A 26,539-nucleotide genomic window follows, 5' to 3' on the forward strand; every position below is an offset into this window, starting at 1 on the left:
TCTCTAAAACCTAAAATTTATAATTGTGAACCAATAAAGAAATGGATACGGATCGGATGATCGTCATCAGAAATACCTGAAGCCACATCGACACGAATTGGACCAATTGGCGATGCCCAACGAAGCCCTAAACCGACACTATATGCGGTGGGTGTATTAAAATCTTTGTCGTATGCATTCCCCACATCACTAAACACGGCTGCGCGCCAGCCTTCTTTAAATTGATAGTTATATTCTAAGGAACCTACTGCTAAAGCTTGCCCGCCAATTTTAAATCCATTTTCTTCAGGCGATAAACTTTTATAGTCAAAACCACGAACAGTTTGGTCACCGCCGGTAAAATAACGCAGGTTATAAGGAACTTTAGTAAAATCTTCTGTAAAGATATAACCTAAATCACCACGCCCCACAAACTGATGGTTATCATTTTCACCTAATGAATAAATAAAACGCCAACCCGCATTCACAATAGCCATATCGGCATCGGACAATAAGGTTTCACTGCCAAGTTCCATTTTATAGGTTTGTCTAAAGCCTTTGCCTGGGTTGACCCGCTTATCACTGGTGGTACGAGCAACCTCATAACCAAATAATAAGGATTGTTGCTGCTCATTTGGATTCGCTAAAAATGCATCCGGAATTTCTTCAGAATCTAGCACACCATCTTGTGTAATACGATCTAAACGATAACGCAAACCGAAAGTATGTTGCCAGCTTCCGCGTGGTCTTTTGATAATTCTATCCACACCCGCGACAGCAGATTCAATCATCAATCCATTGCCTTGTGCAACGTCATCACGTTCTTCACGCTCATAACCGCCCACCAGACTGATATAGTCATTCAGTGGATGCTTATAGGGAATATTATAACGACCATCAATCGACTGACGAATTTGAGATAATTCTACGTTGGCATCAAATGAATGCCCACGGCGGTTTACAATGGCACGGCGATACTGACCACGGACACGTGCACCGGTATCGCTACCATAACCGGCACCGACTTCGGCACTATTTAAACGGTCGGCATTTAAAGTCACAATCACTGGAATTTTCTTTTCTTCACGTGCTTGAGCTTTTAAGCGCTCTTCTTCAGATTGTTTGATTTCCTGTTCTACACGCATTTGACGCAGATTTTGATCGCCTTCTGTATCTGCTTTACCTGCGAATTGTGACTCATCCACAACTGATTGAGTGACTTCCTTTGAAGAAGTGACTTGCTTTTTGTCCTGAACACTCGCTTCATTTTCTGATATTTTTTGCTGATCTACCAATGCCTGAATATCTGGTGGAAGTTCTAACGGCTTTTCAATTGGATCGGGGCGTACAGCATCCACCAAAGTGTAATTAAAATAACGTGAGTTGGTTAAGTTATTGGCTAAACCGTTAACACGCCAAAAAGCATAATCTGCACCATCTTCCCATGACACCATACTTTGCAATACATCCAAGTCCATTGGTAAGGGTTTCGATGGATCACTCATCCGAAATTCCACAGGTCCCAATTTATAGCGATCACCTGTTTCATAACGTAAATTTATATCTGCAGTATTTTGCGGTTGAGCAACTTTTACATCATGTAAACGCCAAAATCCATCAAAGTAACCATTGTTATTCGCTGCATCATTAATTCGTGTTTTGGTTTGTTCATATAAACCATGGTTGAAAATATCACCGACATCTTGATCGGGTAATACACTGATGACCTGGAACTGTGCCTGTTTTTCACCTGCACCACTAAATTCAACATTCTGTTCTTTAATTTGTACCGGTTCATTCGGTGTTACCCTGACGCGAACACGGTTTTCACTGAGTTTTTCAAATTTAAAGGTAGCATTATAGAAACCTACCGCCTGCGCTGCCTGATTAGACATTGTTCTTAATTGTGGCAGCGCCGAGGGAAAATCACTAAAGGATTCCTGAGTAAAACTGGAAAGCTTCCCTTTAAGATTGGTTTGGAGATTTTCCAGTGCTTGAGCATAAGCTTTGTTTGAAACATCACTGCTGTTTTGAGCTGAGGTGAATACGACATCCGCACTAATACGCGCAACTTTCGCAGTATTCAATTGACGTGGTGGTCGTATTTTATAGAGCCAGCGTTTAAAGAAATTTGGTTCTTCAACTTCATCCGCTGGCTTAATTTCAGGTAAGGTTCTACCCGCCTCATTGGCTTCAACCACAATTTTGCTATCGTCTTGAATGCTCGACATCAATTGATCGACATTCACCGGCGCCTGATTAATTTCAACCAGTTCTTGCTGCGTTGCGTCAGAAACTACAACTTCTGTAACTTGTCCTGCACGATATTGCTGTGCTTGATTTTTTGCATTTTCAGCCTCACGAAAAATTTCGTCTGCCATTGCCTGGCTGACTGGCTCAATAGGCAGTTCTTCTAAGTCTTCAAATTCAATCGGCTTAAATTCTTCAAAAGTTTGTCCTGCCTGTTCTTGTTGTTGCAGCATTTGCAAACTATCAGGTTCAGCTTGATTTTCTTGAAAGTTCTCAATTTTTTCTATTTCTTCGGCACTGCCCATACCTTGTTTAACAGCTTCACTCTTGAGTTGTTGTTCAAATTCTGTTTGAGTGACCGTTGTATCAGGCTGTGCAACTTGTGCAAAACCTTGTTGTGCCAGTAATGTTAAAAAGAGACTTAAACAAAATCGTTTATGCTGATCATCCCACGCTATGAAGGAATTGACACTTAGTGTAAGAGTCGACTTTTTAAAATTCAGTTTTGAAAGCATAAAGAACTCTAAACTAATATAATATTTGTAATGGAAATGCCCAATAACCGCTTGCTAACAAACTCAAATCTATTGGAATTTTCACTAAAGTATAGGTTTAAAACATAATACATGATTTTTTATAGTGTTTTACCAAATGCTCACATTTCTTAATAAAACTTAATGAAGCCCATAAACCATGGAAAAAAATGAACATCTTTTAGGCACACGTCGGTTTTTACCGATGTTTGTCACTCAATTTTTCGGTGCACTGAATGACAATGTCTATAAACAATCGTTATTACTAGTCATTACTTATGGTTGGATCAATCAACAAAGTGCCAGTGTAAGTACACTGAATAATCTTGCGGCCTTATTGTTTATTTTACCCTATTTTATTTTCTCTGCGACAGCCGGACAAATCGCAGATAAATACGAACGTTCACAATTGGTACGAGGCATTAAAATACTTGAAATTGTGATCATGTTGATTGGCTCTGCTGGCTTTTTACTGGGTCATTTATGGCTATTATTGTTGGCTTTATTTTTAATGGGTGTGCATTCGACCTTCTTTGGGCCAATTAAATACGCTATTTTACCTGAAATTTTAAAGCCTAATGAGCTTATGTCCGGAAATGCCTTGTTTCAGTCCGGCACATCAATGGCCATTTTGATTGGTATGATTTTAGGTGGTGCAGTCATTTCTGCTTCAGACGGCAATCTTTTCTGGATTAGCCTGACTGTGGTCACCATTGCTGTTCTAGGCTATATATCCAGTCGCTTTGTATTAAAGCAAAATGTAACGTCACCCGACATTAAAATTGACTGGAACTTTTTTAGAACCAGCTTTCAGACTTTAAAATATGCCAAAAGCTTACCCATCATCTTTCTGATTTTATTAGGTAATTCCTGGTACTGGTTTTATGGCGCAACCTATCTGACCCAGATCCCACAACTGACCCAACAAAACTTGCATGCCTCAGAAAATGTAGTCAGTCTGCTGTTAACTTTTTTCTCTGTCGGAATTGGTGTAGGTTCATTATTGTGCCGCAGAATTGGCGGTATAGAAGTTAATTTGAAGATGGTACCGATTGGTGCAATCGGCTTAACTGTTTTTGCATTTTATCTGGCGGCAAGTTTGGCTTTTGTACCTGAACGTAGCGGTGAAATGTTAGGTTTGAAAGATGTCTTTACCCAAGGCTGGAGCTATTACCATGTCATGCTTGCCGTGACATTACTCGGCATTAGTGGCGGTTTTTACATTGTACCTTTATATGCCATGATGCAGGCCTTTTCTCCTCGCTCACATCGTGCGCGTGTGGTGGCCGCAAACAACATCTTAAATGCCGTATTCATGGTATCCTCTGCTATATTTTCCATTATCATCTTAAGTATATTCAAGATTGATATTAAAATACTTTTCAGTATTACAGCTATTCTAAGCGCCATTTTCACTACATGGCTTTTGTTTAAACTCAAGCCGATGCTTGCAGCACAACAACAAGCTTTAGAGGATTAATTTTATGCGTCAATATACCGGTATCGACAAATTTATTCATTCGTTTGACCAGGCGCTTCGCAGTTTGGTTCCGGGAACGACCGCTGCACATCGTGAAAATCCGGGCCGTGTTGTTGAAACCAAACTCGGTGTCAGTGAAGCGCGTCATGTTGCTGGTTTAATGCGGGTGAATCACAGTGGTGAAGTATGTGCGCAAGCGCTTTATCATGGTCAGGCGCTGACTGCAAAACTACCTAATGTACGCCGTGAAATGGAACAAGCCGCGATTGAAGAACAAGATCATTTGGCTTGGTGTGAAGACCGTTTAAAAGAACTGGATAGCCATACCAGTTTATTCAATCCAGTTTGGTACGGTTTGTCATTTGGTATGGGTGCAATTGCAGGAATTGCCGGTGATAAATACAGCCTAGGTTTCGTGGCCGAAACTGAACGTCAAGTCAGCCTGCATTTACAAGACCATATCAAACAGTTGCCTGAACAAGATGAACGTTCGCGTAAAATTCTTGTGCAAATGAATGAAGATGAATTGCATCATAGAGATACAGCGTTAAATGCTGGCGGTGTCGATTTACCTGCCCCTGTGCGTATTACCATGACGGCAATTTCCAAGTTGATGACCAAGACCAGTTACTATATTTAACTGGTTTTTGAATGATTAAACGCCCGTATTATTGCGGGCTTTTTATGCTGTTTTTTACTCAGCACTTTGAAATTCAGTTTTTAAATTATTTTTTTTTGGCGGCAATAAACAAAGATACTGTAAACAATACGTAATATTAAAATACAAGCAATTACACTGCCGACAATATAAAAATCTTGATGATAAGGTAAAATTTTCTGCCAGAACACATGCAACCAATGGCTTAGCTGCAAGCCAACACTCACAACCACAAATGCCCAAATAAAACAGGCGGCAATATTCACGAGCATATATTTCAATAAAGGATAGCCTTTAATCCCAATCGAAATGGGTAAAATCGTACGCAAGCCCCAGGCAAACCGCATCAAAAAAATAGTCAAAACAGGATAATGTTCAATAAATTGGCTTGATTGCTCAAACTTTTGCGCAAGTCTCGGCTTTTTTTGAATAAAGTCGATACCATAGTGCCTGCCGATCTGATAATAGAGTTGATCACCTAAAAACCCACCCAGCATCGCAACAATAATTAATAACCAGAAATTAAAGACATGCTGATGTACAGCATAGGCTCCTAGCATCAGAACAGTTTCACCTTCAAAGAAGCTGCCAATCAAAATGGTAAAATAACCATAGTGTTGGATGAGATCGGTCCAGTTCATCATTTTTTTATATGTCTGATAACAGTTTTACTATGTTCGCCATATCACTATTCATTGCCAAGACAAATCTGGTTGCTTTTTTAAGCATTTATATTTCATCAGTAAAATAAAATGATTTCTCTGCCTATTTGAAACCCTAGTGGCTGAACGCATAGAAATTGTTTCAGACAAGTGTCTGGTTCAAATTAGTCACAATCGACAGTGTCAGCGATTATGCAGATGAATGTTTTTATATGCCTAAAAATACTCAATTTAAAATCATCACTGAGAACATAATCGATTATGTTTACCATCGTTAAGATTGTCAGCAACCTGCATTACACAACAATTGATCAAGCATAAAAAAGCCCAACATCCTGTTGGGCTTTTTCGTATTTGCTGCTTAGGTATAACTCCTGTCGTACCGCACATTCCTTATGTTGTTTTTTATTCTTTTTATTGTTTGGAACATCCTGTTCTCTATGTCCCCATCATAAGAAATAAACCCCAGATCGCCTAGACGCAAAGGGCTGTAATTGTTGTGAGCATATGCGTACAAGATTAGCTAAAAACCGAGCCAGTTTTTAAAAGCCTGATAGTAACCAATCATTCGTAAATTTCTACATACAAGAAGAATGTAATTTACTCTTTTAGCTTGAAACATTTATGTTTTTTTGAGATTGAAGTATATTTTAAAAAAGCAAGCTGTTTCTTTAAATATATAATTTCACTTTTCAATTTTTGAATTTGTTCCTCTCTTTCGTCTCGTATAGGAGAAGAAAGTTCTCCAAATTTTTTAACTAATTGGCTATAGTCAATCAACTTATTATAATCAAGTTCGAAATCTCCATTTCTTATATGCTTAAGTATGGTAGAACGAGGTTTTTTATATGCTATCGCAGCATCACTAATTGAAAATTTTTTTAAAAAATGATGTTGCTGGCTTAGCATATTTTTTCACTTAACACATTATCAATCTATTAAAAAATATATTAATCAAACTAAAAACTATAAGATATTAATTTTTATAGATATTGTTTAATAAATAAACTCTTGTGGCGTTAATGCAGCATATTTATTTTATAAAGTTTAGATTAGCTGATATAAAGGTTTTTTCAATTTCAATCGCCTAACATTCCAAAATATGCTGAGAATTTTCCTATTGTTAAATCAGTGCCATTTTGAGTATTTTAAAATCAACATAATACAGCTTATACGAAATACTTTTTTATTTTTATAAATCATTAATTTAATTCAAATAAAAAAGTTCTATCCTTACAGATCAGGTTTTTTGAATGATTTTTCACGTTCCGAATCTAAAATTCGATCATTTTTTTACAATTTTAATCAGTCAAATTATACCAATACTCAGCTATTGCCATATTTTCTGTTGTTAGAGCCAACTTGAATAATACTTCTAGATTAAAGTCAAAATTTGCTTAGGCTGTTTAAAAACTAAAATTTATCATCTGATGAACTTAGTAAAAGTTAATCTACCCAATGCACAATTGGAAATTGATGCTTTTCGTGTTGAAACTCAACACCCTGCCAAATATCTAGCATTGGAATTTTGACATCAGTTGCGAGAGGTAATTTGTTCGGATTAAATTGCATATGAGATAAGTCTTCGCCCCATGCAATCAGATCCACATCCAAAGAAATTTGATGCGACGGACGTACACGGCCTGAATCATCTTCCATTTTTTTGAGGATAGAGGTCATTTCTTCGACGCTCATTTTACTTTTGAGCAAACACGCAGCATTCCAATAATCTGCACCAACGCCATCGCGACATGGAATTAAATAAATTTCAGAGAATTGAACCTGTCCAATTTCAGCAATCTGGGCAAATGCCTGCTTAAAATGGAGTTCAGGATGACAATTACTCGCCAGAGCTAAGGCGAATATCGTTTCGGTGGCGTTCAAGACGAATTCCTACAGAATTTGCTTGCGCGATAATGGCAGGCTTACGGATCGTAATCATAATCGATTCAACCGCAGGAAAGGTAGTAAAAAGCGCATTTAGAACAAGCTTTGCTGCATGTTCAATCAATTTTGGCTGTGCTTTTTGAATAACAGTGGCAGAAATTTCGCAAATTTCCGCATAATTCAGCGTATGTTCCAGTTCATCAGAATTAGAGGCTTGTTCCAAACTGGTCTGGATGGTCATATCAAGCATTAAAGGCTGAATGATTTGACGTTCCCAATTGAAACATCCCACCACTGTTTCGACCTTTAAACCTTCAATGATAATTGCATCCATATTTTTACCCCTAACTGATTTTGACTTTTTAATCCCTCCCAATTTCCCTTTTAAAAAGGAAAAGTCCCTCTTTTATAAAGGGGGATTTAGGGGGATTTTCTTAGAAATAACTTAGTTTTTTAACAACACATTCGGATCAAGAGTTTGCACCATTTGCAGTCTTTGGTCTGCATAAATATCGGTATACGGTGCAAGGATGCGCATAAAGCGATCGAAATACAGCATTTGTTTAAACAACAAGGCAAAGTCGCGTGGGAAGCGAATACCATGACGCTCACCTACGCCAACCATATCCATCATGATGTCATTTAAATCCGCAGGGTTTGAAGTGAGCAATTCCTGCGGATCGGCAAGTAATACACCACTAAATAGACGTTCTAGGTCAGCCGCTAAAACTTGAGTATCAATCTTCTTGTCAGTCATGCCCATTTTCAGCATGTTTTCTGCCATCAAGTTGTAATCGGTTTTTTGCAGTGCATCCATAAATGCGATACAAGCTGTCCATACTTCAGGATTAAGCTGACCAACAATACCAAAATCGATAAAACCCACACGACCATCTTCAAGCAGCATCAGATTGCCTGCATGTAAATCAGCATGGAAGCTATTACACATCATTAAGCTGCCGAACCAGGTATTCATGGCGGTAATTAAAACTTGTGATGGATCTTTAGATACCTTTTTTACCACATCAAAGTCAGTCAATGGCACGCCATATAAGCGTTGCATGGTCAAAACACGACGGGTTGAATATTGATGATAAACCTTTGGTGCAGTCGCTTTTTGGTTTTTCGTCACATTCAGATAATTCACGAAATCATCGAGGTTTTGCGCTTCTTCAATAAAGTCGACTTCACGCACCATACGGGTTTTAATTTCATCAATGATATCGGCAAGTGATGCAAATTTAACTTTCGGTACCGCTTTTTCTAAAATTTTGGTTGCCCAGTGCAAGACATTTAAGTCGGTATAGAGAATAGTTTCTACACCCGGCTTTTGCACTTTAATGACCACATCTTCACCGGTCACCAGTTTTGCCGCATGGACTTGAGCAATAGAGGCTGAAGCTAATGGTTTTTCCTCAATCGAAGCAAAGATTTCATCTAAATTTCTGCCTGCAAATTCAGAGGCCAAAACCCCTTGCACATAGCTAAATGGCAAAGATGGAGTTTGATCTAAACAGCCCTGAAATTCTTCAACATATTCACGTGGAAACAATGAAGGTGTACTGGCAATAAACTGCCCAAGTTTAATATAGGTTGAACCCAATGATTCAAAAGTTTCACGCATCAGTTTTGCGTTACTTGGTTTTTCTGTGGCGTATTTAATGCCTGCTTTTGCTGCAATTACAGCTGTCTCCCCAACACGGGCAACTGAACGCAATCCATCTAACCAGATATTGTTTTTCATAATGTCAGCGTAGAATTAAATTGTAGTGAGTGTAGCAAAAAAATATTCGTTTGCAGGACTATCTTGCCTGACAGATTGGACAATCTGTATCTTTTTCGAAAGCGAGTAAGCGTTGTTTCATGCTTAAACCATCCCAAAGCATCAGTTTTTGTTTAAGCGGTGTTTTACCCAAACCCAAATACAATAAAGCATGATGTGCTTGCAGGCTTGCCATGACGTTCGGTGTAGTCGCTAATACGCCTGAATCTGCACAGCGCAGGTTTTCATTGGCATGTTGTTCTTTGGGAAATAGGCATTCATAACAGGCCGATTCCCCTTCAACCATAAATAGTTGTCCTTGAAAACCAATCGCAGAAGCACTGATTAAAGGTACATTGAATTGCTTGCAGACTTGATTGACTAAATAACGTGTCGTGAAATTATCACAGCCATCCAGAACCAAATCTTGGTTTGAAATAAGTTGTTCTGCATTGCTTTCATCCAGTTTTACTGTTTTAGATTCAACACGAATATGCGGATTAATCTGTTTTAAACGTTTAGCCAATATTTCAGATTTATAGAATCCAATATTTTCTTCTACATAGGCTATTTGGCGTTGTAGATTACTCATCTCAATCGTGTCGGCATCAATTAAGGTAATTTGCCCTACACCCGCACGAGCTAAAAGTTCAGCTGTGGTACAACCGATTCCACCACAACCGACAATTAAAACATTGGCAAGTTTCAGTTTTTCCTGTGCTTCTATATCCCAGCCATCAAGAAGAATTTGACGGCTATAAAGATGCATTTCTGCGTCACTTAACTCTAAGTCCATATCGAGTGGGTTGGTCACTTGGTTATCCTATGTAAGCTTAATAAAGCCAAAAACAGAGAATCATTATAGTGTAGGACACATCAAGACTTCATCATTAAAATTAATAAAATCATCCATCCAAAACTGACCACTCTAGCCAAAGTCGTATAACCTTGTCTTAGCGTAAACCAAGAAAATATATATGGAAGAAAGAAAATTCCGATTCCAAGTACAATCGATACCTCACGGCTATCATTCTGATAACTTAAAGGTAGAGACATATCATTATTAAATAAGGTTTGAGGCTGTTCTCTTTGCTCTTGCGACTTATTGGTTTTTTTAAATGATTGATGTGAGCTATATGAAAGTCCTGTCCCAGGTATACTAACAGTAGTTCTTGTGCCTTTCTTGCCCACACTCATTCGTGCACCTTTACCACCTACAGAAACGCTACTTATCCCTTTCTTCCCCACATTTAAACGAACACCTGGAGCAATTTTAAAACTTTTACGAAAATTTAATCCCATAAGACCTCCTTATCTGCAAGTTTTCTTAGATCCACTCATTGAACCATCCTGACAAATAAATTTCGCTCCCTGACAGTGACTAATACCACCTTTTTTCCCCGAACAAGGTTGACGCCCTTTTCCTGCTTCTACAGATGTGCTCACACATAAAGCCAATAAACTTAAAAATAATATTTTATTCATTTCCACCCACCCTAATAAAGACTTAAGATACTAATTTTAAATAAAAAAATAAAGTTTAATATTCTCTATCTCTATTTTTCATGATTTAAAGCGTTGCTGAACTTATTTTCGAGATAAAAAAAGCACCCTTTCGAGTGCAAGAGCATGGAACTTTTAAAATCTTAAAAATGGTTTAACTGACCTTTTGAATTCCCTGCATTTTTGCAATTTCCTGTTGCTTGAGTAAATTACGTTGAATTTTACCACTTGAGGTTTTAGGTAAACCTTCTACAAATTCAATCTCCTTCGGATAAGCATGCTTTGATAAACGTGAGCGTACATATTCCTGAAGCTTACGACTTAATTCATCTGAAGCTGAAAATTTCGGTTTGAGTACTACAAAAGCTTTGACCACTTCAGTGCGCTCTGGATCTGGCTTACCAATCACAGCCGACTCCAAAACTTCTTCGCATTCAAGCAAAGTGCTTTCAACATCGAAAGGCCCCACACGATAGCCTGACGTTGTAATTACATCGTCAGCACGACCAATAAAATCTACCCCACCAAACTCATTTAACTTAACCGTATCACCGGTTAAATAATAATGACCAACAAAGGATTTACGGTTATGTCCGTCATAACCTTTAAACCAAGCCAATGGTGATTGTGAATTATCAATTGCAAGTGTTCCAATACCGCCTTTTTCGACTTCCTGATGATCTTTATTCAATACTGCAAAGCGATGCCCCGGAATGGCATAACCCGCTGATCCAACTTTCTTTTCATGTTCCAATGCATGATGATTGGCAATGACCATCCCCAGTTCAGTCTGTCCATATTGATCATAAATATTCACATTTAAATCATGGTTAAACCAGTGAATCACTTCAGGGGTTAAAGGCTCACCTGCACTACTTACCACACGCAAATGCTCTTTAATCGATGGATCAAATTTTTCTTTAAATCCAAAGAACATCCGAAATGCCGTTGGTGAGCCGGTTAAATTACTGACTTTATATTTCTGAATCACTTGCACGGCGTTATCTACACTAAATGCACGTTCATCCATAATGATGCTATGACCTAGGCTTAAAGGTCCGGTAATACCGTAATACAAGCCATATGCCCAACCCGGATCTGCCAGATTCCAGAAAGAATCTTGTTCACGCAAATCTACTGCATAAGTCATATAACCTTTAAATGCCAGCACAGCTTTTAAAGGAACAGGAACCGATTTTGCTAAACCTGTGGTTCCCGAGGTAAACATCATCAGGAAATCATCTTCAAAAGTTTTCATTACAGGTTCAAAAATTGAAGATTGCTTGGTCAGTTCTGTCCAGAAATCATCATCCTGATGACTTAATGTATTGGTTTGATGCACTGTTAAGATATGCGGGACAGCGACACTATTCAGTTTTGAACGTTGTTCTGCATTGGTCACAATCAATTGGGTTTTGGCAGTATTAATTCTGTGTTCTATTGCTTTCGACTCAAACGCTGTAAAAAGTGGTTGATAAATTGCACCCATGCGCCATGTCGCTAAAATCGTAATTAGCAATTCAGGGGTACGTGGCAATAAACCTGCAACACAGTCACCTGCTTTTAAGCCACGCGAAGTAAAATAGTTTGCCAATTTCCCAGATGCTTCTGCCAGTTGTTCAAATGACCACTCTGCAGATTCGCCATTTTTGCCTTCCCAGATTAGGGCTGTTTTATTTAAACCGAGATAACGCTCACAACATTCAACATAGGCATTGACTGCCTGAGCTGTACCGACCAGTTGTTCCGCGAGAAAATCATCAAAATTAAACTCTTGATATGCTTGTTGTAGTGTCTTCATGGCGACAACCTCTCATCCGTTATTTTATGAACAAAGCTTCTGCCTTGTTTGATCCATTTTGCTTATTGTTCTCATCTTAAAAATGCCAAAACTCGTTCAACATTTTTAATCTTTTTACTTCACGATTAACTTAGATAGCTTATTTAGATAATCATGATTGCTGACATCCTGCAATTTCCGAATCCATCAAAAAATATGCAGGATTTGAGCACCCACTAAAGTCTAAAATTTAATCACTGTTGAATCGCTATTTAGATTTTAGTGACTTCACGGGCAATGACTAAACGCTGAATGTCCGATGCACCTTCATAAATTTGGCTGACCCGTACATCACGGTAAATTCGCTCTACTGGAAAATCAGATACATAGCCATAACCACCATGAATTTGAATCGCATCAGAACAGACGCGTTCTGCCATGGTGGATGCAAACAGTTTTGCCATTGAGGCCTCTTTTAAGCACGGTAAACCTGCATCTTTTAAAGTCGCAGCATGGAAAATAAGCTGACGCGCGGCTTCAATCTGGGTCGCCATATCTGCTAGGCGAAATGCCACGGCTTGGTGTTGAACAATCTCTACACCAAAAGCCTTACGCTGATTGGCATATTCCACCGCAGCATCCAAAGCCGAACGTGCCATGCCGACTGATTGTGCAGCAATACCAATTCGACCCGATTCCAGATTTGATAATGCAATTTTGTAGCCTTCACCTTCCTTGCCTAACAAATTTTCGGCAGGAATTCGACAATTTTCAAAGATGATGGTTGCGGTATCTGAACAATGTTGTCCCATTTTTTCTTCAAGGCGCGAGACGATATAACCTTCAGTATCTGTCGGTACGATGAAACAGGAAATGCCTTTTTTCCCTGCAGCTTTATCAGTAAGAGCAAATACAATCGCAACTTGAGCGTATTTACCAGTGGTAATGAATTGTTTGGTACCATTCAGCACCCAAAAATCACCATCACGTTCTGCCTTGCATTCAAGTGCACCTGCATCTGAACCTGATTGAGGTTCGGTTAGACAGAAGCATCCGAGCCATTCACCTGTCGCAAGTTTGGTTAGATATTTTTGTTTCTGTTCTTCCGTACCGTAACGTTGGGTAATCCCGCAAGGCAGTGAGTTTTGAACACTAACAATGGTAGAAATAGCCCCATCACCTGCGGCAATTTCTTCTAAAGCTGCCACGAGTGATACATAATCTAGGCCCGCACCGCCCCATTGTTCTGACACGGTCATGCCTAAAGCACCAAGTTCACCCAATTCTTTTAATTCTTGTGCAGGAAATCTGGCTGTTTTATCCCGTTCTGCTGCGGTTGGTTTCAGCTTGTTTTGCGAATAGTTTCGCAACATGTCCTGAACCATCTTTTGTTCATCATTTAAAATCATTGAACTTCCCTTTCTATATCTATTTTATTCATTTCAGGTTGTTTGATATTTACATTATTTGGATGTGCGTGATGGCGACATCGATGTCGCCTGTGAAACTGAGATACAAGGATGTATCTTCAGTTTCGAAAAGGATTTTTGTTTCTTTTGATCCTTCAAAAGAAAATGAACGCGTATGCGAAGCTATTTAAATCTGACTAAAAATTCGCAGCTGTGCAGATCATCATTTTCTATAAAAATCTAAAACTTACTTAGGCTGCATACGAATCGCGCCATCCAGACGAATCACTTCACCATTCAAATACGCATTTTCAAAAATATGCCCAACCAAATGTGCAAACTCCTCCGGTTTGGCTAAACGTGGTGGAAACGGCACCATCTGCCCCAAAGCATCCTGAATATTTTGTGGCATGCCTTTCAACATAGGTGTTTCCATAATGCCGGGCGCGATGGTCATTACACGAATGGCTTCACGTGCAAGCTCACGTGCCAAAGGTAAAGTCATGGCAACCACGGCACCCTTCGATGCTGCATAAGCCGACTGCCCAATCTGACCATCAAATGCGGCAACTGAAGCTGTATTTACAATGACACCTCGTTCTTCTTCACCTGCTTTTAATTCATATTTCGCTATTAAATTTGCAGCAAAACGAATCATGTTGAATGTACCGCTGACATTAATATTCAACACTTTTTGGAACATGGCAAAATCATGCATGCCATCACGTCCAAGTACTTTGGCAGATGGAGCGATTCCGGCACAATTAACCAGACCATTTAACTGGCCATACTCTTTTTCAACATTGTCAAAAAATACTTTTACCGCGTGCTCATCAGTTACATCCAGTTTTACAAATACTGAGTGCTCGCCTAAACGCTGTTGCATTTCCAAGCCAAGCTCTTGATTCATGTCGACCATGATGACTTTTGCATCTTGACCGACCAAATACGTTGCTGTGGCTGCACCTAAACCTGATGCACCACCGGTCACAACAAACACTTTTCCTTGAATTTTCATTTTATTTTCCTGTCAATTTTTTGTATGAACACTCGACTTAAGATGCAGAGTAAATGCAGTTAAGCTAGAGTACAATTTCCAAATAATGCATCCTGAATGATGGATTCGGACAGTCCAATCTATCGCACAAATGAACTGAACATGGACATCAGTACATGAATGAACAAGATTTAAACTACAGTAAGGGAACAATCTCAATCAGTCTTGTGCATGAGGCACTATTGTCTGCCGATCATCAAGGATTGAACACACAGAATATCCTACTCAAATCAGGCATTCCTGTTGAGTTAATGCAATCCAGTAAAGCACGTGTTTCAGTGTCACAATATGCTCAGCTTTGGACCGAACTGGCTGATGCCATGAATGACGAGTTTTTTGGCATGGACAGCCATCCAATGCGTCGTGGCAGTTTTAAGCTTTTATCAAAATCCGTCATACATGCCGAAACACTGGAAAAGGCAGTTCAGCATATTTTGCAGTTTTTAAATATGGTTCTGGATGATTTTGTGAGCCAGTTATTTGTTCAGGAAAACTATGCTTATATCGTGATTTACGAGCAAAAGCAGACCAAAAGAATGTTCAGCTATGCCACCTATTTAATGCTGATTCATGGCTTGATGTGCTGGTTAAGCGGGCAAAGAATTTTACTGAAGCAAATTCAGCTCAAATGCGATGCTCCGCTAGATGATCAAGACTATAAAGTCCGATTTTGTGAGAATATTCAGTACAATAGCAATGAAAACTACATTCAGTTCGATGCCAATTATTTAAACATTCAGATCAAGCAAGATATGCAATCGTGGTATCGGTTCATTCAGCAAACGCCACACAATCTATTGGTACGCTTTAAAAATCCGAATGCCATTAGCTCTCAAATACGTAAACGTTTAATGAATGTTCCACCTTCTGAATGGTTAGAACTCAATGAAATTGCACAGCGTTTAAATATGTCGGATGCCACCATTCAAAGACGCTTAAAAAGTGAAGGTGTCAGTTATCAACAATTAAAAAATGATATCCGACGTGATACTGCAATTGAGTTCCTCACTAAAACAAACAAAACCCTACAAGACATTAGTGATGAATTAAGCTTTCATGATCCAAGTGCATTTCATCGTGCTTTCAAGAAATGGACAGGTGTCAGTCCGGGGGCTTATCGTCAACATAAAGAGCAATAAGTGACTTATATTTACATAGGCTAAAATTATGACTTAATAAATTTTTAAGGTTTTCATTGGCTTAAAAAATCGATGCGCCATTCATCGAAAGAGGTTTGCATAAAGTTCCAAAATAGGTTATTTTTCACTCAATTTAAAAGCATAGTTTTATGCTTAACCTGCTGTTCTCCTCCTCGTGGAATCACCTTAAATTAAAGGTTCTGACATGCTTAAAATGATTGATGTACTAGAGCAAAGTTTAGTGCAAAATTTTACTCATTATCTCAACACTCACACTTCTCAATTTGATGAGCTATTGAATCAAGGTATTTTAAATGCTTCTGATTCAGCACTTCAAAAGGCTGTCGTCAGCTTTTTTAATCGTGCCGATGCCATTGAATCAGCTCAGGCACTCGACATCAGTGCTGACCGTATTCAAGCTTTACAATCAGGTACAGCTTTAAAAGATGATCAATATCTTGCAGATACTGCAAAAATTGTGGCGCTTTGTTTAGCCCTTGAAACGGACACGCTTACACAATTAGAAATATCAGATTGTTTGCAAGATTTCCCGGTATAAATCTGAAATAAATCAAAAAAGCGACTCCAGTGAGTCGCTTTTTCTTTGGGTAAATTTGATCTATTTTTAATACACATCAACACAATATTTCTTTTTATTCATTTACTTGAAACATGGCATTGACCATCAACTCTATTTTTTGCTGAATCGGTAGCAGATCAATCAGGGTATTTTTAGCGCCCATTAAGGTATCAATCAATAACTTTCCAATCACTGCGCCAAATAGCATATCTGCCAGCAAACCCACGTCTAGTTGCACTTTATGCTGTACATCTGGAATACGCTGAATCGAATCAATCAAACTTTGCCGGCTATTTGCAATACCCATTTGATAAAAGGTTTCAGCCATCCCTTCCAAACCATAGTTTTCCGCAATCGCTAAACGGCATAATTTCAAATGCCGTTCAGATAGCACATATTCAGCAATCATATTGAGATGCTGTTTCAAGGCATTAACAGGATTATCTTCATTTTTAAAATCAACAGTCTGTTCCGACCACAGATATGAAGATGAGATCAGTGAATTGAGTAATTCTCTTTTATCGGAAAAATGCACATATAAGGTCTTTTTTGACATTCCTGTTGCAGTCGCAATTTCAGCCATCGTCACGTTTGCAAAACCCTTTTCACCAAAGAGTTTTTCTGCAGCAGCATAAATTTCTTTACACCGATCTTCTACTGGCATCACCAATGGCCGACCAATTTTCGTCATTTAATTCACTCATCAGGTTTTCTTGACTTAGGAAACTCATTGGTTCCTAATATGCACCTTGTAAAAAAAGATCGCATCTTAGGCACTCATGACTTCTTCTGCAAATCGTACCACACCGCTGCTCATTGCGGCACTCAGTACTATTGGTCCGCTCGGAATTGATATGTATTTACCCAGTATTCCTGCTATGGCAGCATCTTTGAATTGTACAGAAGGTGCGATTCAACTCAGTTTAATGACTTTTTTCTTAGGCTTGATGTTTGGTCAGCTATTTTATGGCCCATTGTCAGATAAATTTGGTCGTAAACCGATGATTTATCTGGGTCTAAGCATCTTTGTTTTAGGTTCGATCGGTTGTGCTTTTGCAGAATCAGTGATGCAATTACACTTTTTACGCTTAATCCAGGGTTTGGGCGGTTCAATTGGTATGGTGATTGCCTTTGCCATTATTAAAGACCTCTATCATGGGCCGATGATGGGCAAAATGATGTCGATGGTTTTGGCTATTTTAGGCCTATCACCAGTACTGGCTCCACTGATTGGTAATGGTTTACACCATTTAGAATCATGGCGTGCTATTTTCATCTTTTTAGCAGTTTATGCTGCAATTGTTTTCATTGCATGTGCAAGCTTATTGCCAGAAACACGCTCTAAAGAACAAAGTGCTTCATTCAAACTTTCTAAAACTTTCCATCATTATTTTAAAATTTATTTTGATCGAAAATTTATTGTTTATGCACTGACCCTTTGTATTGCACAAGCCGGTTTCTTTGCATACTTGGCCGGTTCTGCAAGTGTTTTCATTACTGAATACAAACTCACTGCAACACAATTTAGTGTGTTATTCGCCATCAATGCTTTAGGACTGGTTGCCGCAGCCATTTTTAATCCTAAACTACATCAAAAATTTGGCGCTTTAAAAACCTATCGTCTAGTCAATACGGCTTACTTCATTGTCATTGGTTTACTGTTTAGCTTGCTTTGCATAGGCTATCAAAATTTGTATATCGTATGCGCTGGACTGTTTATTGCCGTGACCTTACTCGGTTTTATTATGCCTACCGGCAGTCAACTCGCTTTAATGCACCAACATGAACATACAGGAACGGCTTCTGCACTTTTAGGTTCAATGCAGTTCGGTACAGGAGCGCTTGTTTCTGCGATTACTGGAGCTTTAGCCGCTTGGGGTGGTTTAGGACTGATTCTGGTTATTTTTGTCTGCGCTCTGGTTTCAGCACTGATGTGTAATACCTTATTTGAAAAACAAGATGCAGATGTGCAGCAGCCTTCGTTTAAATAGCCTTCTATTTGAATCGTCTATTATTTAAAGAAATGGCTATTTAAATGTGCAATAAAAATACCGGCATAAGTCGGCTTTTTTATTCGCCCATCATTATTGTAATTACATAACAATTACAATGAAATTTCATTCTATAATCATCATTCTAAAATACTTTTTATTTTACTTTTATTCATGCCGATGTATGTTTTTAATATATAGTCAGAAATATCGAAAAAATAAAATTAAATCCAATAATATTCAATAACTTATTTAACAAAACTCAACATATCTGGAAATAAGATAATTTTATAAAAATTACTCTTTTGTCTTGCCGCGTTATTCACTGGCACTATTCGCCCCATACATAGTTCTAATATTTAATAAATGGGGTTTATATGCAAAATTTTGGCTTTAAAACTAAAATACTCAGTGTAATTACACTGAGCTTGGCAAGTCATTATAGCCTGGCCGCTATCCCGGATACGCTTAAGCTGGATTATGCTTATTATGCGCCTACCAGTTTGGTGGTTAAGGAACAAAAACTTTTGGAAAAAGCGTTGCCTCAAACTCAAATTAAATGGGTATTTAGCCAAGGCAGCAACCGTTCACTTGAATATTTAAATAGTGATAGTGTGGATTTTTCCTCAACCGCAGGTTTAGCTGCAGCACTCAGCCGCGCCAATGGTAGCCCGATTAAAACCGTATATATTCAAAGTCAGCCTGAATGGACGGCGTTAGTCGTTGCAAAAAATTCCCCGATTAAAAGCCTAAAAGATTTAAAAGGTAAAAAAATTGCAGCAACCAAAGGGACAGACCCTTTCCTCTTCACATTGCAGGCACTTGAAACTGCCGGTTTGAATAAAAAGGATGTCCAACTGGTACACTTACAACATCCCGATGGAAAAACCGCACTTGAACGTGGACAAGTCGATGTCTGGGCTGGTTTAGATCCCCTAATGGCTTCAGCCCAAGTACAATCTGGTGCAAAACTACTCTATCGAAATGTCGGTTTTAACAGTTACAGCGTATTGAGTACCAAAGAGCAATTCGCCAAACAAAGTCCTGAAGTCATTCAAGCTGTGATTAAAGCCTATGAACAGGCACGTAAATGGGCCAAAGCCAATCCAGACAAACTGGCAGAGTTGTTAGCAAAGGAAGCAAAACTTCCACTTGCTGTGGCAAAACTACAACTGAGCCGAACCAACTTTGAGCAAAATATTCCAAACAGCAAACACATTAATGCCTTAAAAAAATCCGGCAGCATTTTGACCGAAGAAGAGTTAGTACGTAAAGGTACAGACGTGAATCAGGTGATTGATCAACTGTTTGATGCAAAATATGCGCAGAAGGTTGTGAAGTAATAATGAGTTTGCCTGTAACAACCCATAAGGCCCCTATTAACCCTAAAGTTGATAGCTGCGCCACAGCTCCTCGCTTGCTTAAATTCATAAGCAAGCTCAAGGGGCTGGTCATCCCTGTTTTTTTACTCATCCTTTGTGAAACTTTAGTTAAAAATGGTTTTATAGAACCTTACTTGCTCCCAGCACCCAGTAGCTTGTGGGACTCTTTCTTAGAACTGTCTACAGGCGATTTGTGGCTGCATATTTGGACCAGTACTTGGCGTGTATTTTTAGGTTTCTTTATCGGCAGTGGTCTTGCTCTGGTTTTTGCCATTCTGGTCGGTTTAAACAAGCAAGCTGAAGAGTTTTTAGAATCTTCTTTTTCAGCGCTTAAATCGATTCCAAGTCTGGCCTGGATTCCACTTTTACTTTTATGGTTAGGCATTGATGAGACTTCTAAAATTACCCTGATTGCGATTGGTGCATTTTTTCCAACTTATACCAATACCGTTGCCGCTATTCAGGGAGTTGACCGTAAACTGATTGAAGTCGCTCAAGTCTATCGCTTGAAATATTTTCAGCAGATTAAAGAAATTATTTTACCTGCCGCTTCACCCGGTATTTTAACCGGTTTACGCAACAGTTTAAGTTTGGCTTGGATGTTTATGATTGCAGCCGAACTGATTGCCGCGACCCAAGGGATTGGCTATTTACTCAGTGATGGACGGGAAACTTCTCGACCTGACATTGTCATTATTGCGATTATCTTATTGGCCATTTTAGGAAAAATAACCGATAGTTTAATGAAACTTGCGGAAAACTGGCTGTTACGCTGGCGCGATGTGGTCAAAAAATAAAGCGCTTTTGAGCGCTTTATTTTTTAAATCGATTACTTTTTCAGTTATTTTGAACAACCAATCGTTACGCGGTTATTGCCACCGTAATCTTTGATGGTTTGAATATCTTTATAACCATATTTTTTAAACAGTTGATACACCACACCGGCTTGGTCATAGCCATGCTCAAGTGCAATCCAGCCATTGGCAGTTAACCACTTTTTACCGTTTTGAATAATAAATTCAATATCAGCCAAACCATTATTGCCCGCAACCAAAGCACGTCGAGGCTCTGCCGCTAAACCTTTAATGTGTTTATCCTGCGGATCAATATATGGCGGATTAGATACAATCACATCAAAGAACTGGTTTTTTTCTAGCGCTTTAAACCAACTGCCACATGAAAATTTCACATGATTCAAATCATGCTTATCCGCATTAAATTTCGCAACTTCTAAAGTTGGCGCATAAATATCCGTTGCAGTCACTTCCCATTCAGGACGTTCACTGGCAAGTGATAAAGCAATTGCACCTGTGCCTGTACCCAAATCAACGACACGCGCATCTTCAGGCAAGTCTAAATGTAAAACCGATTCCACCAGAACTTCAGTATCTGGACGCGGCACCAAAGTATCTTTGGTCACTTTTAAATCTAGCGTCCAAAATGGCTGTGAACCTGTGACATAGGCCAAAGGTTCGCCATCTTCGATGCGGTTTAAAGCATCGATATAGGCATCTTCTTGGTCAGCGGTCAGTTGCTGATCCTTTTTCATCACCAAATCAAAAGAATCAATTTTGGTGATATGTTCGAGCAACCAAGCATTTTCTTGGCGCTCATAACTTTCTGCTTCACCACGTAAGGCCAAAGCCTGTGCAATATTCATTATCCACCATTCTGCTGTGCGAGCATTGCTAACTGATCCGCCTGATATTCGCGATGTAAACTGTCGAGCAATTCTGTTAAATCACCTTCCATCACGGCATCTAACTTATATAAGGTTAAGTTAATACGGTGATCGGTCATACGACCTTGCGGATAGTTATAGGTACGAATACGTTCCGAACGGTCACCCGAACCCACCAAGTCACGGCGCATTTCAGAGGTTGCCGCATCGGCAGCCGCACGTTTGGCATTTTCTAAACGTGAAACCAGTAAAGCCATGGCTTTGGCTTTATTTTTATGTTGTGAACGTTCGTCCTGACACTCGACCACCGTACCTGTTGGTAAATGGGTAATACGCACTGCAGAGTCGGTTTTGTTAATGTGCTGACCACCGGCACCTGATGCACGGTAGGTATCAATACGAAGTTCAGATGAGTTGATTTCCACTGAAGTATCGACATCTACTTCTGGAAGGATGGCAACGGTACAAGCTGAAGTATGTACTCGACCTTGTGATTCAGTTGCAGGCACACGCTGTACACGATGTGCGCCACTTTCAAATTTCAGGCGACCATATACGCCTTCACCATTAATCAGGCAAATGACTTCTTTATAACCGCCATGTTCACCTTCATTCTCAGACAGGATTTCTAGTTTCCAGCCTTGAGCTTCAGCGTACTTGCTATACATGCGATATAAATCACCCGAGAAAATCGCTGCTTCATCACCACCGGTTCCGGCACGAATTTCCAAATATGCAGAGTTGGCATCATTCGGATCTTTCGGAATCATCAGGATATTTAAGTCTGCTTCAAGAGATGAAATCAGCGCTTTATTTTCTTGAATTTCTTCCTGTGCCATTTCCTTAAAGTCAGGATCAGACAACATGGCTTCAGCAGTTTCAATGTCTTTTTCAGCTTGGGTATACTTTTTCCAAACTTCGGTGATTTCCGTTAAGTCATTATGTTCACGCGAAAGTTGACGAAAGCGTTTGTTGTCAGAAATGACTTCTATATCCGCAAGCAATGCGTTTAATTCTTCATGACGGTCAGAAAGTTGATCTAATCGTAAACGTAACGATTCTTTCATTTTGCAAAATATCTCAATACAAAGGCTATCTCCATGCCTTATATGACATAGATCAGCGCAAAAAAATTGTGCCTAGTGTAACGATTCTAAGGGTTAAATGACATAGATATTGTGGGGACAGAACCACATATAAAAAGGGATTTTTTTAAGACAGTATCTAAATCCATTCTCGTTTTATTCATATTCATCTTATAAATGTTTATTTTATGAGCATTTTTCAACATTGTTAATATAACTTTACAAAGCAGACACTAAACGCCACAACTATGATTGCTCGTCTCCACATTTCTCGAAAATCTTTTTGTTACATTTGCTCCATCGAAATAACTGACTGACAACGTCCGCTTTTTTGGACACGGAGTTAACTATGAAACTGAATGCATTATTATTAAGCGCAACTTTAGCTGCATCATCAATGATGGCAGTTAATGCTCATGCCGACAATTCAACTCGTATTGCTGCAACTTCTGCTTTAGGTAGTGTGGCGGGTACTGCCCTTGGTAAGCAAATGGGTGGTAATACTGGCGCAATGATCGGTTCTGCAATTGGTGGCGCTGGTGGTGCTGCAGTTTCTGCTGATCGACGTAACCGTACTGGCGCTGCAATCGGCGGTGGTTTAGGTGGTGTTGGTGGTTACACTGTAGGTAAAAGCATGGGCGGAACAACGGGTGGTTATGTTGGTTCAGCTTTAGGTGCTGCCGGTGGTTCAGTTCTCGGGAAAAAAGTATCAGAAGATCGTCGCGCTGACCAACGCTCTTACAAAAAACATTCTAAAAAATACCGTCGCAGCCATCGTTAATTCATCACTGTTCAGCTGAACTTAAAAAGCACCTTCGGGTGCTTTTTTTTTGCATCATCATTATTACTTGTTAATTATGGATAAATTTGGAAGAAAAAAACACAAACGATTAACAAGCTATCCATCTTCAATGCAACGCGTTCTACTATCTTAGACTTAAGAGATAACAAAAGATTCCAACTGGAGTTCACCATGAAATTTAATTCAATTTTATTTGCTACAGTCATTGCAACATCTGCTATTGCCACTACAACAACTTATGCAGGCAATACGACCAATGTTGCTTTAACCTCTGCGCTTGGTAGCGTAGTGGGTACAGCGGTGGGTAAACAAATGGGCGGAAATACAGGTGCCATGATTGGTTCTGCACTTGGTGGTGCTGGTGGTGCTGCTGTTTCAGCCAATAAACGTGACCGTACTGGCGCTGCAATCGGTGGTGGTTTAGGTGGTGTGGGTGGTTACACTGTAGGTAAAAGCATTGGCGGTACAAATGGCGGCTATATCGGTTCTGCTTTAGGCGCTGCCGGTGGTTCGGTACTGGGTAAAAAAGTCAGCGAAGACCGTCGTTATGATGATCGTACAGACCGCCGTTATAATAGTTATAACAACCGTCGCTACAATCGTCGTTAATTTTCAGATTTAAATTTTAAAGCACCTTCGGGTGCTTTTTTAATTTTATCATGATGATGCATGACTAATTATGAATAAATCAGGAAGAAAAAAAATACAAACAAGTAACAACTCATCCATCTTCCTTTCCACATTTTTTATTACATTTAACTTAAGAGATAACAAAAGCTTCAAAAAGGAGTTTGCCATGAAATTTAATTCAATCATTCTTGCTGCTGTAGTGACGTCATCCGCTTTAACGATGACTACAGCCAATGCAGGCAATACCACAAATACAGCCTTAACTTCTGCCTTAGGTGGTGTCGTCGGTGCCGCAGTCGGTAAACAAATGGGCGGTACTACGGGCGCAATGATAGGTTCCGCTATTGGTGGTGGTGCAGGTGCTGGTGTTTCTTCTAACAAACGTGACCGTACTGGTGCCGTGATCGGCGGTGCTTTGGGTGGTGCGGGTGGCTATACCGTAGGTAAAAACATGGGTGGTACCAATGGTGGTTATATTGGCGCCGGCTTAGGTTCAGCAGGTGGTGCATTACTGGGTAAAAAAGTCAGTGAAGACCGCCGTTATGATGATCGCTACGATCGTGATGAGCGTCGTTATGATGATCGATATGATCGTGACGACCGTCGCTATAATGATCGCTATGACCGCCGTAATAATAGTTACCGTTACAGTGACCGCCACGACAATGGTCGTCACGTAGGTTGGAACAAACGTCGTTAATTGCAAAGATTCAATTTCAAGCACCTTCGGGTGCTTTTTTATATATGCACTGCAATTACTTAATTCATACTCACAATCTCAATATATCGAAAAAAAACGATATACAAATTCACTCAGTCATCGTATGCTTTTCTTAGATTTCATATTTGAGAAAAACAATGCGTTCATTAAAAGACATCCAATTTGCAATTCTTGAACTTGCACCCGTCCGTGATGATAAAAGCATTCAATTTTCACTGCATCATGCTTTGGAAGTGGCACAAAAAGCCGAACAATTAGGCTATCAACGTCTGTGGCTTGCAGAACATCATAATATGGACGGCATTGCCAGTTCAGCAACTGCGGTTTTATTGGGTTATATCTTAGCGAATACCACTACTTTAAAAGTCGGTTCGGGTGGCATCATGTTGCCCAACCATGCTCCATTAGTTGTTGCAGAACAATTTGGTACTTTGGCAACCCTTTATCCAGACCGTGTTGAACTCGGTTTGGGACGCGCCCCAGGTACAGATCAGGTCACCATGCGTGCTTTACGTCGCGGTCGCCAGGAAACTGAAGATCAATTTCCCCAAGATGTGCTTGAAATCCTGCAGTACTTTAAAGAACCGGCACCGCATCAACGTATTGTCGCGACTCCAGGTCAAAACACCCATGTTCCAGTCTGGCTTTTAGGTTCAAGTTTATTCAGTGCACAACTGGCTGCAAAATTAGGACTTCCCTATTCTTTTGCCTCACATTTTGCGCCACGCATGCTGGATCAAGCGATCAAACTGTATAGAGAAAACTTTGAGCCATCTGAATATCTGGATCGTCCTTATGTTTCCATGGGTGTTCCAACTGTGGTTGCTCAAACAGATGAAGAAGCTCAATATCTGGCGACCAGTGCCTATCAACGTGTATTGGGTTTAATGCGTGGACAAAGCTTGAAACTCAAAGCCCCTGTTGCAAGCATGGAAGGAATTTGGTCACCTGCAGAAAAAATGTCAGTCGATAACTTTTATGCGATGGCACAAATTGGTTCACCAGAGACGGTTAAAGCTGGTTTAGAAAAATTGCTGGGAAAATACAATGTTGATGAATTTATATTCACCTGTGATATTTACGATACAGATAAACGTATTCAAAACTTTGAATTATTAATGGATATCAAAAATTCTTGATACTTTTAAAATCCCCAATAGCACCTGTGTAGGTGCTATTTTTTATGTTAAATGTCTGTTCAGCTGATCATCTTATCTATTTTATCCTGATTCGATTGGACAACATTTGCGATCTTGTTTAGCTTAGACATAATAGCTTTATAAAAACAATCGAATACAAAAATGGAAAATAGAATAGACCTCTTTCATAAATCATTTTTTACTCAGCTCCAAGTTATAGATTCCAGCGATTAAATTGAATCTCAAACCGAGTCTTTTGCCTCTATTTCGATAACGCTCCGCAAGGATTTTGAAGGTTTTCAGGCTACCAAATACATGCTCAATCCCTATTCTTCTTTTATTGATTTCCTGATTATAGATCTTTAGTTCAGGATCCAATTTACAGCATCTTTTGGCTTTTAAAGGCAACAGGCTATTGGGATACAAAGT

26 protein-coding genes and 1 pseudogene are annotated in these 26,539 nt (G+C 39.4%); 11 read left to right on the forward strand and 16 right to left on the reverse strand.

Going from position 1 to position 26,539, the window contains the following annotated elements:
• Window positions 1-17 precede the first annotated feature (17 nt).
• Entirely contained in the window at window positions 18-2,744 is a 2,727-nt protein-coding gene (locus tag B9T23_RS15400; RefSeq protein ID WP_086194697.1) for an autotransporter assembly complex protein TamA, read from the reverse strand.
• Window positions 2,745-2,922: 178 nt separating this feature from the next.
• Here B9T23_RS15400 and B9T23_RS15405 point away from each other — a divergent pair, with 178 nt between their 5' ends.
• Window positions 2,923-4,242 carry an MFS transporter gene (locus B9T23_RS15405; RefSeq protein ID WP_086194698.1) on the forward strand — a complete coding sequence of 440 codons (1,320 nt, stop codon included), beginning with the start codon at window positions 2,923-2,925 and terminating at the stop codon, window positions 4,240-4,242.
• Between the two features lie 4 nt (window positions 4,243-4,246).
• Complete coding sequence (gene coq7, locus B9T23_RS15410; protein WP_086194699.1) at window positions 4,247-4,882, forward strand: 2-polyprenyl-3-methyl-6-methoxy-1,4-benzoquinone monooxygenase; 636 nt, start codon at window positions 4,247-4,249, stop codon at window positions 4,880-4,882.
• Between the two features lie 80 nt (window positions 4,883-4,962).
• Here coq7 and B9T23_RS15415 read toward each other — a convergent pair whose 3' ends face one another.
• From B9T23_RS15415 to B9T23_RS15460, 11 genes are all read right to left on the reverse strand, one after another.
• On the reverse strand, window positions 4,963-5,541 hold the full coding sequence (locus B9T23_RS15415) for a DedA family protein (RefSeq protein WP_228145944.1): 579 nt from the start codon (window positions 5,539-5,541) through the stop codon (window positions 4,963-4,965).
• Window positions 5,542-6,162: 621 nt separating this feature from the next.
• A complete protein-coding gene (locus B9T23_RS15420; RefSeq protein WP_086194701.1) occupies window positions 6,163-6,471 on the reverse strand; it encodes a hypothetical protein in 309 nt (102 codons plus the stop codon).
• 537 nt (window positions 6,472-7,008) lie between these two features.
• Window positions 7,009-7,446: a 2-amino-4-hydroxy-6-hydroxymethyldihydropteridine diphosphokinase gene (locus B9T23_RS15425; RefSeq protein ID WP_086194702.1), complete on the reverse strand. Its 438-nt coding sequence runs from the start codon at window positions 7,444-7,446 to the stop codon at window positions 7,009-7,011.
• Window positions 7,403-7,783: a dihydroneopterin aldolase gene (folB, locus tag B9T23_RS15430; protein ID WP_067726224.1), complete on the reverse strand. Its 381-nt coding sequence runs from the start codon at window positions 7,781-7,783 to the stop codon at window positions 7,403-7,405. Before folB ends, B9T23_RS15425 begins: the two co-directional genes overlap by 44 nt.
• Window positions 7,784-7,894: 111 nt before the next feature.
• Window positions 7,895-9,193 (reverse strand): ABC1 kinase family protein, encoded by a 1,299-nt coding sequence (locus B9T23_RS15435; protein WP_086194703.1) that lies wholly within the window; start codon window positions 9,191-9,193, stop codon window positions 7,895-7,897.
• 58 nt (window positions 9,194-9,251) lie between these two features.
• Entirely contained in the window at window positions 9,252-10,007 is a 756-nt protein-coding gene (locus B9T23_RS15440) for a HesA/MoeB/ThiF family protein (RefSeq protein WP_086194717.1), read from the reverse strand.
• Between the two features lie 80 nt (window positions 10,008-10,087).
• Complete coding sequence (locus tag B9T23_RS15445; RefSeq protein ID WP_086194704.1) at window positions 10,088-10,513, reverse strand: DUF4236 domain-containing protein; 426 nt, start codon at window positions 10,511-10,513, stop codon at window positions 10,088-10,090.
• Between the two features lie 9 nt (window positions 10,514-10,522).
• Entirely contained in the window at window positions 10,523-10,696 is a 174-nt protein-coding gene (locus B9T23_RS16845) for a YdcA family protein (protein ID WP_171263124.1), read from the reverse strand.
• Window positions 10,697-10,868: 172 nt separating this feature from the next.
• Window positions 10,869-12,515 carry an AMP-binding protein gene (locus B9T23_RS15450; RefSeq protein ID WP_086194705.1) on the reverse strand — a complete coding sequence of 549 codons (1,647 nt, stop codon included), beginning with the start codon at window positions 12,513-12,515 and terminating at the stop codon, window positions 10,869-10,871.
• A 251-nt stretch (window positions 12,516-12,766) separates the two neighbouring features.
• A complete protein-coding gene (locus tag B9T23_RS15455) occupies window positions 12,767-13,903 on the reverse strand; it encodes an acyl-CoA dehydrogenase family protein (protein ID WP_086194706.1) in 1,137 nt (378 codons plus the stop codon).
• A 247-nt stretch (window positions 13,904-14,150) separates the two neighbouring features.
• On the reverse strand, window positions 14,151-14,921 hold the full coding sequence (locus B9T23_RS15460; RefSeq protein ID WP_086194707.1) for a 3-hydroxyacyl-CoA dehydrogenase: 771 nt from the start codon (window positions 14,919-14,921) through the stop codon (window positions 14,151-14,153).
• 155 nt (window positions 14,922-15,076) lie between these two features.
• Here B9T23_RS15460 and B9T23_RS15465 point away from each other — a divergent pair, with 155 nt between their 5' ends.
• Both B9T23_RS15465 and B9T23_RS15470 read left to right on the forward strand, forming a co-directional pair.
• A complete protein-coding gene (locus B9T23_RS15465) occupies window positions 15,077-16,099 on the forward strand; it encodes an AraC family transcriptional regulator (protein ID WP_086194708.1) in 1,023 nt (340 codons plus the stop codon).
• Window positions 16,100-16,304: 205 nt separating this feature from the next.
• Complete coding sequence (locus B9T23_RS15470) at window positions 16,305-16,658, forward strand: hypothetical protein (RefSeq protein WP_086194709.1); 354 nt, start codon at window positions 16,305-16,307, stop codon at window positions 16,656-16,658.
• A 94-nt stretch (window positions 16,659-16,752) separates the two neighbouring features.
• Here the strand turns inward: B9T23_RS15470 and B9T23_RS15475 are convergent, their stop codons facing one another.
• Window positions 16,753-17,370, reverse strand: coding sequence for a TetR/AcrR family transcriptional regulator (locus tag B9T23_RS15475; RefSeq protein WP_086194710.1), 618 nt, complete (start codon window positions 17,368-17,370; stop codon window positions 16,753-16,755).
• An 88-nt stretch (window positions 17,371-17,458) separates the two neighbouring features.
• On the opposite strand from B9T23_RS15475, the gene B9T23_RS15480 reads away from it, so the two are divergent.
• The 3 genes and pseudogenes from B9T23_RS15480 to B9T23_RS15490 form a co-directional block, all read left to right on the forward strand.
• On the forward strand, window positions 17,459-18,670 hold the full coding sequence (locus tag B9T23_RS15480; protein ID WP_086194711.1) for a multidrug effflux MFS transporter: 1,212 nt from the start codon (window positions 17,459-17,461) through the stop codon (window positions 18,668-18,670).
• A gap of 377 nt (window positions 18,671-19,047) precedes the next feature.
• On the forward strand, window positions 19,048-20,013 hold the full coding sequence (locus B9T23_RS15485) for an aliphatic sulfonate ABC transporter substrate-binding protein (RefSeq protein ID WP_086194712.1): 966 nt from the start codon (window positions 19,048-19,050) through the stop codon (window positions 20,011-20,013).
• A gap of 98 nt (window positions 20,014-20,111) precedes the next feature.
• Window positions 20,112-20,849, forward strand: a pseudogene (locus B9T23_RS15490) (ABC transporter permease); the annotation flags it as partial.
• 44 nt (window positions 20,850-20,893) lie between these two features.
• Here the strand turns inward: B9T23_RS15490 and prmC are convergent.
• Entirely contained in the window at window positions 20,894-21,712 is an 819-nt protein-coding gene (gene prmC, locus B9T23_RS15495; protein WP_086194714.1) for a peptide chain release factor N(5)-glutamine methyltransferase, read from the reverse strand.
• On the reverse strand, window positions 21,712-22,800 hold the full coding sequence (gene prfA, locus B9T23_RS15500) for a peptide chain release factor 1 (RefSeq protein WP_067726199.1): 1,089 nt from the start codon (window positions 22,798-22,800) through the stop codon (window positions 21,712-21,714). Before prfA ends, prmC begins: the two co-directional genes overlap by 1 nt.
• A 367-nt stretch (window positions 22,801-23,167) precedes the next feature.
• Between prfA and B9T23_RS15505 the strand changes: the two genes are divergently transcribed.
• The 4 genes from B9T23_RS15505 to B9T23_RS15520 all read left to right on the forward strand — a co-directional run bounded on the left by B9T23_RS15505 (window position 23,168) and on the right by B9T23_RS15520 (window position 26,110).
• Window positions 23,168-23,599, forward strand: coding sequence for a hypothetical protein (locus tag B9T23_RS15505; protein WP_067726197.1), 432 nt, complete (start codon window positions 23,168-23,170; stop codon window positions 23,597-23,599).
• Window positions 23,600-23,791: 192 nt separating this feature from the next.
• Complete coding sequence (locus B9T23_RS15510; RefSeq protein ID WP_086194715.1) at window positions 23,792-24,229, forward strand: hypothetical protein; 438 nt, start codon at window positions 23,792-23,794, stop codon at window positions 24,227-24,229.
• A gap of 187 nt (window positions 24,230-24,416) precedes the next feature.
• Window positions 24,417-24,950, forward strand: coding sequence for a hypothetical protein (locus tag B9T23_RS15515; protein ID WP_067726193.1), 534 nt, complete (start codon window positions 24,417-24,419; stop codon window positions 24,948-24,950).
• A 158-nt stretch (window positions 24,951-25,108) separates the two neighbouring features.
• Window positions 25,109-26,110 (forward strand): LLM class flavin-dependent oxidoreductase, encoded by a 1,002-nt coding sequence (locus B9T23_RS15520; protein WP_086194716.1) that lies wholly within the window; start codon window positions 25,109-25,111, stop codon window positions 26,108-26,110.
• A 192-nt stretch (window positions 26,111-26,302) separates the two neighbouring features.
• Here the strand turns inward: B9T23_RS15520 and B9T23_RS15525 are convergent.
• Window positions 26,303-26,539, reverse strand: a 237-nt coding sequence (locus B9T23_RS15525) for a transposase family protein (protein WP_228145945.1), incomplete at its 5' end; no start/stop codon positions are given.

Source organism: Acinetobacter terrae, from assembly GCF_002135195.1.
GTDB lineage: Bacteria > Pseudomonadota > Gammaproteobacteria > Pseudomonadales > Moraxellaceae > Acinetobacter > Acinetobacter terrae.

Excerpts from the sequence above, each read along its gene's own strand:
- B9T23_RS15415 (WP_228145944.1), bottom strand. The coding sequence starts at position 5,541 with ATGAACTGGACCGATCTCATCCAACACTATGGTTATTTTACCATTTTG.
- B9T23_RS15480 (WP_086194711.1), top strand. The coding sequence starts at position 17,459 with ATGACTTCTTCTGCAAATCGTACCACACCGCTGCTCATTGCGGCACTC.
- B9T23_RS15445 (WP_086194704.1), bottom strand. The coding sequence starts at position 10,513 with ATGGGATTAAATTTTCGTAAAAGTTTTAAAATTGCTCCAGGTGTTCGT.
- prmC (WP_086194714.1), bottom strand. The coding sequence starts at position 21,712 with ATGAATATTGCACAGGCTTTGGCCTTACGTGGTGAAGCAGAAAGTTAT.
- B9T23_RS15455 (WP_086194706.1), bottom strand. The coding sequence starts at position 13,903 with ATGATTTTAAATGATGAACAAAAGATGGTTCAGGACATGTTGCGAAAC.
- B9T23_RS15470 (WP_086194709.1), top strand. The coding sequence starts at position 16,305 with ATGCTTAAAATGATTGATGTACTAGAGCAAAGTTTAGTGCAAAATTTT.
- B9T23_RS15520 (WP_086194716.1), top strand. The coding sequence starts at position 25,109 with ATGCGTTCATTAAAAGACATCCAATTTGCAATTCTTGAACTTGCACCC.
- B9T23_RS15475 (WP_086194710.1), bottom strand. The coding sequence starts at position 17,370 with ATGACGAAAATTGGTCGGCCATTGGTGATGCCAGTAGAAGATCGGTGT.
- B9T23_RS15485 (WP_086194712.1), top strand. The coding sequence starts at position 19,048 with ATGCAAAATTTTGGCTTTAAAACTAAAATACTCAGTGTAATTACACTG.
- B9T23_RS16845 (WP_171263124.1), bottom strand. The coding sequence starts at position 10,696 with ATGAATAAAATATTATTTTTAAGTTTATTGGCTTTATGTGTGAGCACA.
- B9T23_RS15400 (WP_086194697.1), bottom strand. The coding sequence starts at position 2,744 with ATGCTTTCAAAACTGAATTTTAAAAAGTCGACTCTTACACTAAGTGTC.
- coq7 (WP_086194699.1), top strand. The coding sequence starts at position 4,247 with ATGCGTCAATATACCGGTATCGACAAATTTATTCATTCGTTTGACCAG.
- folB (WP_067726224.1), bottom strand. The coding sequence starts at position 7,783 with ATGGATGCAATTATCATTGAAGGTTTAAAGGTCGAAACAGTGGTGGGA.
- B9T23_RS15515 (WP_067726193.1), top strand. The coding sequence starts at position 24,417 with ATGAAATTTAATTCAATCATTCTTGCTGCTGTAGTGACGTCATCCGCT.
- B9T23_RS15510 (WP_086194715.1), top strand. The coding sequence starts at position 23,792 with ATGAAATTTAATTCAATTTTATTTGCTACAGTCATTGCAACATCTGCT.
- B9T23_RS15420 (WP_086194701.1), bottom strand. The coding sequence starts at position 6,471 with ATGCTAAGCCAGCAACATCATTTTTTAAAAAAATTTTCAATTAGTGAT.
- B9T23_RS15405 (WP_086194698.1), top strand. The coding sequence starts at position 2,923 with ATGGAAAAAAATGAACATCTTTTAGGCACACGTCGGTTTTTACCGATG.
- B9T23_RS15505 (WP_067726197.1), top strand. The coding sequence starts at position 23,168 with ATGAAACTGAATGCATTATTATTAAGCGCAACTTTAGCTGCATCATCA.
- B9T23_RS15465 (WP_086194708.1), top strand. The coding sequence starts at position 15,077 with ATGAATGAACAAGATTTAAACTACAGTAAGGGAACAATCTCAATCAGT.
- B9T23_RS15450 (WP_086194705.1), bottom strand. The coding sequence starts at position 12,515 with ATGAAGACACTACAACAAGCATATCAAGAGTTTAATTTTGATGATTTT.
- B9T23_RS15460 (WP_086194707.1), bottom strand. The coding sequence starts at position 14,921 with ATGAAAATTCAAGGAAAAGTGTTTGTTGTGACCGGTGGTGCATCAGGT.
- prfA (WP_067726199.1), bottom strand. The coding sequence starts at position 22,800 with ATGAAAGAATCGTTACGTTTACGATTAGATCAACTTTCTGACCGTCAT.
- B9T23_RS15435 (WP_086194703.1), bottom strand. The coding sequence starts at position 9,193 with ATGAAAAACAATATCTGGTTAGATGGATTGCGTTCAGTTGCCCGTGTT.
- B9T23_RS15440 (WP_086194717.1), bottom strand. The coding sequence starts at position 10,007 with ATGGACTTAGAGTTAAGTGACGCAGAAATGCATCTTTATAGCCGTCAA.